Here is a 6,991-nt window from a genome sequence, read left to right on the forward strand (position 1 = left end):
GCGGAACCATCGCCGAAATCCTCGTCAGACCCGGAGACCAGATCGACGCAAAAGACCTCCTCATAACAATCGGGTAGGCAAAAAAATGGACGGCGCCGGCGAACCGGCCCGTCCAAGGGGGAGGAGATCAATTATTCCGGAGGTTTCCCCCGGAAAATCGGTTCAGATCCGGCCCATCAGCATCAGGATGAGGATGACGACGAGGATGACGCCCAGTATGCCGGTCGGGGCATAGCCCCAGGCCCGCGAATATCCCCAGGTCGGCAGGGCGCCGATCAGGAGCAAAATCAGGATAATTATCAGGATTGTTGAAAGGCCCATTTTGGAAATCCCTCACGATGACCATTATGGCCGATAAAAGACTCCAGACGGGCAATTGGTTCCTGTTTTTCGACCCTACAGGCGCCGCGCCGTCCCGTCGATCACCGGCCCCTCCGCGTGCACGGGGGCCGGGCGGGGCAGGCGCGAGACGATCCAGGAGACGATCAGCGGTATGAGGATCACGTCGTCGACGAGGCCGGCCAGGGGGATGATGTCGGGCAGGAGGTCCATCGGCCAGACCAGATACGCCACGGCCCCGAGGGTCGCGAGCTTGAGGTAAAGCGGGGTGCCCGGCGCCCAGAACGCCTTCCAGAGCAGGAATGCTTCCTTGCGGAAGCGCAGGATGCGGGGCAGCAGGAGGGAAGCGAGGTTCTTGATCATGGGCTATAAATGGGATGGCCGCCCGGCCCGTTCAAGAGCGCCGCTATACGCAAAAATACCGATGTTTCCGCGTCCCCGCTTGGCGGGGCGACCGCCGCGCTCCATGTTATGTCGCAGCGCCGTCACGTTGCGCGGCCAGGCGAGAAGTGCTCTATGGAGCGCGTGAGAGAAGGCAAGGTTTGTCCCAATGGCAGGTCCAGCACAGCGCAAGCAGACGGTCGGGGTCGATGTGGGCGGGGTCACGGTGGGGGGCGGCGCGCCCATCGTCGTGCAGTCGATGACCAATACCGACACCGCCGATATCGACGCCACGGTGCGCCAGGTGATGGCGCTGGCCCGGTCGGGGTCCGAGATCGTGCGCATCACCGTGGACCGCGACGAGGCCGCCGCCGCCGTGCCCCATATCCGCGACCGGCTGATGGTGTTCGGAGTCGACGTGCCGCTGGTGGGCGATTTCCACTATATCGGCCACAAGCTCTTGGCCGACCATCCGGCCTGCGCCGAGGCGCTGGCCAAATACCGCATCAATCCGGGCAATGTGGGCTTCCGCGACAAGCGCGACAAGCAATTCTCCCAGATGATCGAGATCGCCAACACCCATGGCAAGCCGGTGCGCATCGGGGTCAATTGGGGGTCGCTCGACCAGGAACTGCTCACGGCGCTGATGGACGAGAATGCCGGCCGCGCTCAGCCGTGGAGCGCCGCCCATGTGCAGCGCGAGGCGATCATCCGCTCGGCCATCCTTTCGGCCGAGCGCGCCGAGGAGCTGGGCATGGGGCGCGACCGGATCATCCTCTCGACCAAGGTCTCGGACGTGCAGCAGCTGATCTCGGTCTATGAGGAACTGGCCCGGCGCTGCGATTACGCGCTCCATCTCGGGCTCACCGAAGCGGGCATGGGCTCCAAGGGCATCGTCGCCTCTTCCGCCGCGCTGGGCATCCTGCTGCAGCAGGGGATCGGCGATACCATCCGCATTTCCCTCACCCCCGAGCCGGGCGGCGACCGCACGCTCGAGGTCAAGGTGGCGCAGGAATTGCTCCAGACCATGGGCTTTCGCCAGTTCGTGCCGGTGGTCGCCGCCTGCCCGGGCTGCGGGCGCACCACCTCGACCACCTTCCAGACGCTGGCCAAGGACATCCAGGACCATCTCTCCTCCTCCATGCCCGAATGGCGGGAGAAATATCCTGGCGTCGAGGCCATGTCGGTGGCGGTGATGGGCTGCATCGTCAACGGGCCGGGGGAATCCAAGCACGCCGATATCGGCATCTCGCTCCCGGGCACCGGCGAAACCCCGTCCGCGCCGGTGTTCGTCGAAGGCCAGAAGGTGGCGACGCTCAAGGGCGCCGATGTGGCCGACCAGTTCAAGAAAATGGTCGCCGACTATATCGAGAACCGCTTCGGCTCGGGCCGCAGCCGGCCGGCGGCGGAATGACGGCCCTTGTCGCCAAAGCCTGCCCCGTCGTGCTGCGCGAGGGAACCGAAGGGACCGAGATTTTGGTCTTCGAGCATCCTCTGGCGGGTGTTCAGATCGTCAAGGGCACGATCGAGCCCGGCGAGACGAAACAGGCGGCCGCGTTGCGCGAACTGGCGGAAGAAGCTGGGCTGAGAGACGGGCGTGTCATCCGGACGCTGGGGGAAAGCGCGGAAATTGATGACGGCCAGGTCTGGACCTTCGTGCTGGTTGATGCCCGCGACCTGCCGAACGCCTGGGTGTTTCACACCCTTGATGATGGCGGGCACGATTTCGCATTTTTCTGGCACCAGCTTGATGCAGCGCCCGACGCGCGCTGGCATCCGATCTTTATTCCCGCGCTGGCCTTCATCCGGTCGCGATTGGCCGCGTAGGCGCAGTCAACTCGTCCGTTCCGCGAAATGGCGGATGAGCACGCGTAGCGGGTCGGCCTCGACCTCGAAAATCTCCAGCGCGCTCAAGGGCGCCGATGGGGCCGACCAGTTCAAAACGATGGTCCGGCCGGCGGCGGAATAGCTCAGTTGAACAGCTCGGAATGCGTGCCGGTGCGGGCAAAGAATACGGCTCGGTCATCGGCCTGATAGACGAGCAGAAAATCGCCGCCGATATGGCACTCCCGATAGTCGGCCCAATCCCCCTTGAGGGGATGGTCGAGCCATTCAGGCCCCAAGGGGGCGTCATTGCCGATCAGCAGCATCATGACGTGCTTGAGTTTTAGCATGTCGTAGCGGCCGGATCGGCTCATGCGCTCCCAGTCCTTCAGGAAGGATCTGGCATATTCCGGGATTCTCGGGAGATTGGTTCGCTTAGCTTTCGCCGGCTTCTTTTGCGAGCGCATCGAACATTTCTTCTGCCGATTGGAAGCGGAGGCGACGTTCTTTCATGATCCGGCGGCCCTCCTCCATCGCCGCGCGGGTTTCCGCGTTGGGGATTTTGATCTCGAAGGGGATGGCCTTGTCGCGGGCGACGCGGATCAGGGTCATGCGCAGCACGTCGGAGATGGTCAGCCCCATCTCCTCGAGCACGGCACTGGCCTGGTCTTTGACCTCTTCATCGATGCGGGCGCGGACAACGGCATTGGCGGCCATGGGCAATCTCCTTGTAGCTACAATGTAGCGCATTTGCGCGGGAGATCAATGGGTCCGCGTCGCGAAATGGCGGATCAGGGCGCGCAGCAGGTCGGCTTCCGCACCGAACCCGGCCAGCGCCTCGATCCCGTCCGCCACGGCGGTGTCGAGCACGGCGCGGGCTGCCTCGAGTCCCTGGAGGGCCACGATGGTGGATTTGTTCTGCGCCACATCCTTGCCCGCCGTCTTGCCCAGCGCGCCCGAGGAGGCGGTGACGTCGAGAATGTCGTCGGCGATCTGGAAGGCGAGGCCGGCCGCGGCGCCGAAGCGCGCCAGCCCGTCGCGCGCCGCAGGCTCCGCCCGCCCCAGAATGGCGCCCATCTCCACCCCGGTGCGGATCAGGGCCCCGGTCTTTTTCGCCTGCATGGCGAAAATGCCCTCGGCGTCGAGCGGGGCGGTCTCCGCCGCGATATCGAGCACCTGTCCGCCCACCATGCCGTTGCCCCCGGCCCCCCGGGCCAGCACGGCGACGAGGTCGGCGCGGATGGCCGGGTCCGGGTGGGTGGCGGGGTCGGCGAGGAGGCCAAAAGCCTCGGTCAGGAGCGCGTCGCCGGCCAGGATGGCCAGCGCCGGGTCGAACGCCTTCCACACGGTGGGCTTGCCGCGCCGCATCTGGTCATTGTCCATGTCGGGCAGGTCATCATGGATCAGCGAATAGCAATGGATCATTTCCAGCGCCGCCCCCGCCGCGAGGCTTTCGGCCCGGGGCACCCCGAACAGGTCGGCGCTCAGCCGCACGAGGAAGGGGCGCAGCCTTTTCCCGCCCCCCAGCGCGCCGTGGCTGAGGGCGCTGGCGAGGCGTTCGGGGGCGCCCAGCGCCGCGATGCGGGCGGCGAGGAAGGCTTCGGTCTCCGCGGCGCAGGCGGCGAGGCGGGCATCGAAATCGGCGTGAGGCGCTTCTTTGATCATGGAGGATTTGCTAATCGGTTGCGCATCATTCTACAAGCACCCAACAGCAGCGAGGGACAGCGGTGGCCGGAAAGGCGAAGGGCAGGGCGCGCGGCATCGGGGCATGGCTGCGCCTCGGACTGCTGGCCGTGGCGGTCATCGTCGCCATCCCTCTGGTGCTGGTGCCGGTCTATTGGGTGGCGCCGCCGGTCTCGACGCTGATGGTGTCGCGCTATGTCACCGGCCAGCCGGTCACCCGCATCTGGCGCGATCTCGACGAGATCTCCGACCGGCTCAAGACCAGCGTGGTGCTGTCCGAGGACGGGCAGTTCTGTCGCCATGACGGAGTCGATATCGCGGCGCTGCGGGCCGAGATCGAGGATTATCTGGCCGGGGGCGAGGCGCGGGGGGCGTCGACCATCACCATGCAATTGGCGCGCAACCTGTTCCTGTGGAATTCGCGCTCGATGGTGCGCAAGGCGCTCGAGGTTCCCCTTGCCGCCTATATCGATTTCGTGCTCCCCAAGCGGCGCATCATGGAGCTCTATCTCAACATCGCCGAATGGGGCCCCAATGGGGAGTTCGGGGTCGAGGCGGGGGCGCAGGCCGCCTTCGGCAAGAGCGCCACGGCCTTCACCTGGCGCGAGGCGGCGCTGTTGACGGTGGCGCTGCCCAATCCGCATGTGCGCCGGCCAAGCAATCCCACCGCCGGGCTGGGGCGGGTGGCGTCGATCGTCGAGGCGCGGGCCCGCCAGTTCTCCTGGCAGGCCGCCTGCCTCTTTATCGGCCCCCCGGACTTGTAGGGCGTGGCGAATTTCCCGCGCGAAAGACTAGTCAAAGGCTTTGCGATCTTGTATAGAGCGCCCCAATCCGAACACGGTAGCGTTTTGGCGTCGTCGGCGCGGCAGGGTGATATTGCCCCGTGGATGATGCGGCAGACAATGGAGTAGAAGGAAATGGCAGTTCCCAAGAGGAAGACGACGCCGATGAAGCGCGGGTTCCGCCGCTCGGCGGACGCACTCCAGGCGGCAGCTTATGTCGAGGACAAGGACAGCGGCGAACTGCGCCGCCCGCATCACGTCGATCTCAAGACCGGCATGTATCGCGGCCGTCAGATTCTCACCCCCAAGAACGCGTAAGCGTTTCAAGCGAGGGATCGGCGCCCCGGCGCCGGGCGCTTAGACCAAAGCGCCATTGACGGGGCCACCCGTCACCGATTACGGCCAGTCCAGGAAAGGGCTGGCCTTTTTCTTGCCCGCACGCACCCCGGAGGATAGCGAATCGATGAGCACGCGGACCGAAACCGACACGATGGGTGGCATCGAGGTTCCCAGCGATAAGTATTACGGCGCGCAGACGGCGCGTTCGCTGATGAATTTCGATATCGGCGGGGAGCGCATGCCGCTCGAGATCGTGCATGCCTTCGGCATCCTCAAAAAGGCCGCCGCCATCACCAATACCAAGCTCGGGCTGATGGACGAGACGGTGCGCGACCTCATCGTCGCCGCCGCCGACGAGGTGATCGCGGGCAAGCTCGACGCTCATTTCCCGCTGGTGGTGTGGCAGACCGGCTCGGGCACCCAGTCCAACATGAACGTCAACGAGGTGATCTCCAACCGCGCCATCGAGATGGCGGGCGGCGAGATGGGGTCGAAGACGCCCGTCCACCCCAATGACCACGTCAATATGAGCCAGTCGTCCAACGACACCTATCCCACCGCCATGCACATCGCGGCGGTGACCATCGTCGAGGAGGCGCTGTTTCCCAAGGTCACGCTGCTGCGCGATACGCTCGACGCCAAGGCCAAAGAGCATATGGAAGTGGTCAAGATCGGCCGCACCCATCTCCAGGACGCGACGCCGATCACGCTGGGCCAGGAGATTTCCGGCTGGGTGGCGCAGATCGACCAGGCGCTTGCGGCCGTCAAGACGACCCTGCCGCAATTGCGCGAGCTGGCGCTGGGCGGCACGGCGGTGGGCACCGGGCTCAACGCCCATCCCGATTACGCGGTGACCGTCGCCGGGGAGATCGCGCGGTTGTCGGGGCACCAGTTCGTCACCGCCCCCAATAAATTCGCCGTACTGGCCGGCCATGACGCCTTTGTGGGCGCTTCGGGAGCGCTGAAGCAACTCGCGGCGGCGCTGATGAAGGTGGCCAATGACGTGCGCTGGCTGGCTTCGGGTCCACGTTCCGGGCTGGGGGAGATCACCATTCCAGAAAACGAGCCGGGCTCCTCGATCATGCCGGGCAAGGTCAACCCGACCCAGTCCGAGGCCATGACCATGGTGGTGACCCAGGTGATGGGCAATGACGCCACCATCGGGTTCGCCGCCAGCCAGGGCAATTTCGAGCTCAACGTGTTCAAGCCGGTGATCGCCTATAATTTCATCCAGTCGGTGCGGCTGCTGGCCGACGCGGCCAAGTCGTTCAACGACAATTGCGCCGTGGGGATCGAGCCCAACCGGGCCCGCATCAAGGAGCATCTGGACAATTCGCTGATGCTGGTCACCGCGCTCAACCGCAAGATCGGCTATGACAACGCCGCGAAAATCGCCAAGACCGCGCATCGCAACGGCACCACGCTGCGCGAGGAGGCGATTGCCCTCGGGCTGCTCACCGGCGCCGAATTCGACGCCGAGGTGCGCCCGGAAGCCATGGTCGGCCCCCTGCCCAAGCGGGGGTAGGAGGGGCCATCTCAGCGTCCGCGCCTTCCCTTCCCTTGAGGGGGGATTGTTTACACGGGCCTCTTTTTGGATTCTTGTGGAGGGGTGATTTGCGCAAGGAGGAACGCAATGGATTGCC

Annotated in this window: 10 protein-coding genes; 5 read left to right on the top strand and 5 right to left on the bottom strand. The window is 65.2% G+C overall.

Annotation, left to right across the window (positions count from 1 at the left end):
* Nucleotides 1–162: 162 nt before the first annotated feature.
* Nucleotides 163–321: a DUF3309 domain-containing protein gene (locus DVH29_RS15755; protein ID WP_114647142.1), complete on the bottom strand. Its 159-nt coding sequence runs from the start codon at nt 319–321 to the stop codon at nt 163–165.
* Between the two features lie 75 nt (nt 322–396).
* Entirely contained in the window at nt 397–702 is a 306-nt protein-coding gene (locus tag DVH29_RS15760) for a YkvA family protein (protein WP_114647143.1), read from the bottom strand.
* 187 nt (nt 703–889) lie between these two features.
* Here DVH29_RS15760 and ispG point away from each other — a divergent pair, with 187 nt between their 5' ends.
* Nucleotides 890–2,134, top strand: coding sequence for a flavodoxin-dependent (E)-4-hydroxy-3-methylbut-2-enyl-diphosphate synthase (ispG, locus tag DVH29_RS15765; protein ID WP_114647144.1), 1,245 nt, complete (start codon nt 890–892; stop codon nt 2,132–2,134).
* Nucleotides 2,131–2,547, top strand: a complete 417-nt coding sequence (locus DVH29_RS15770) for an NUDIX hydrolase (RefSeq protein WP_114647145.1) — start codon at nt 2,131–2,133, stop codon at nt 2,545–2,547. Before ispG ends, DVH29_RS15770 begins: the two co-directional genes overlap by 4 nt.
* 143 nt (nt 2,548–2,690) lie before the next feature.
* Here DVH29_RS15770 and DVH29_RS15775 read toward each other — a convergent pair whose 3' ends face one another.
* Genes DVH29_RS15775 through DVH29_RS15785 form a run of 3 tightly spaced genes read right to left on the bottom strand, consistent with a single transcriptional unit; the run spans nt 2,691 to nt 4,209 of the window.
* Entirely contained in the window at nt 2,691–3,011 is a 321-nt protein-coding gene (locus DVH29_RS15775; RefSeq protein ID WP_114647146.1) for a type II toxin-antitoxin system YafQ family toxin, read from the bottom strand.
* Complete coding sequence (locus tag DVH29_RS15780) at nt 2,980–3,261, bottom strand: type II toxin-antitoxin system RelB/DinJ family antitoxin (RefSeq protein WP_114647147.1); 282 nt, start codon at nt 3,259–3,261, stop codon at nt 2,980–2,982. The genes DVH29_RS15775 and DVH29_RS15780 overlap by 32 nt, the downstream gene beginning before the upstream one ends.
* Before the next feature lie 45 nt (nt 3,262–3,306).
* Nucleotides 3,307–4,209: a polyprenyl synthetase family protein gene (locus tag DVH29_RS15785; RefSeq protein WP_114647148.1), complete on the bottom strand. Its 903-nt coding sequence runs from the start codon at nt 4,207–4,209 to the stop codon at nt 3,307–3,309.
* Nucleotides 4,210–4,271: 62 nt separating this feature from the next.
* Between DVH29_RS15785 and DVH29_RS15790 the strand changes: the two genes are divergently transcribed.
* The 3 genes from DVH29_RS15790 (at nt 4,272) to fumC (ending at nt 6,873) form a co-directional block, all read left to right on the top strand.
* Nucleotides 4,272–4,991 carry a biosynthetic peptidoglycan transglycosylase gene (locus tag DVH29_RS15790; RefSeq protein WP_439331631.1) on the top strand — a complete coding sequence of 240 codons (720 nt, stop codon included), beginning with the start codon at nt 4,272–4,274 and terminating at the stop codon, nt 4,989–4,991.
* A 153-nt stretch (nt 4,992–5,144) separates the two neighbouring features.
* Nucleotides 5,145–5,327 (top strand): 50S ribosomal protein L32, encoded by a 183-nt coding sequence (gene rpmF, locus DVH29_RS15795; protein WP_114647149.1) that lies wholly within the window; start codon nt 5,145–5,147, stop codon nt 5,325–5,327.
* Between the two features lie 145 nt (nt 5,328–5,472).
* Complete coding sequence (gene fumC / locus DVH29_RS15800) at nt 5,473–6,873, top strand: class II fumarate hydratase (protein ID WP_114647150.1); 1,401 nt, start codon at nt 5,473–5,475, stop codon at nt 6,871–6,873.
* The last annotated feature ends 118 nt before the right edge of the window (nt 6,874–6,991 follow it).

The organism is Pelagibacterium lacus, assembly GCF_003345525.1.
Taxonomy (GTDB): Bacteria; Pseudomonadota; Alphaproteobacteria; order Rhizobiales; family Devosiaceae; genus Pelagibacterium; species Pelagibacterium lacus.

Bases quoted from the DNA above. Each gene is read 5' to 3' on its own strand.
- DVH29_RS15770 (WP_114647145.1), top strand. From the start codon at position 2,131: ATGACGGCCCTTGTCGCCAAAGCCTGCCCCGTCGTGCTGCGCGAGGGA.
- DVH29_RS15785 (WP_114647148.1), bottom strand. From the start codon at position 4,209: ATGATCAAAGAAGCGCCTCACGCCGATTTCGATGCCCGCCTCGCCGCC.
- DVH29_RS15775 (WP_114647146.1), bottom strand. From the start codon at position 3,011: ATGCGCTCGCAAAAGAAGCCGGCGAAAGCTAAGCGAACCAATCTCCCG.
- fumC (WP_114647150.1), top strand. From the start codon at position 5,473: ATGAGCACGCGGACCGAAACCGACACGATGGGTGGCATCGAGGTTCCC.
- DVH29_RS15780 (WP_114647147.1), bottom strand. From the start codon at position 3,261: ATGGCCGCCAATGCCGTTGTCCGCGCCCGCATCGATGAAGAGGTCAAA.
- rpmF (WP_114647149.1), top strand. From the start codon at position 5,145: ATGGCAGTTCCCAAGAGGAAGACGACGCCGATGAAGCGCGGGTTCCGC.
- ispG (WP_114647144.1), top strand. From the start codon at position 890: ATGGCAGGTCCAGCACAGCGCAAGCAGACGGTCGGGGTCGATGTGGGC.
- DVH29_RS15755 (WP_114647142.1), bottom strand. From the start codon at position 321: ATGGGCCTTTCAACAATCCTGATAATTATCCTGATTTTGCTCCTGATC.
- DVH29_RS15760 (WP_114647143.1), bottom strand. From the start codon at position 702: ATGATCAAGAACCTCGCTTCCCTCCTGCTGCCCCGCATCCTGCGCTTC.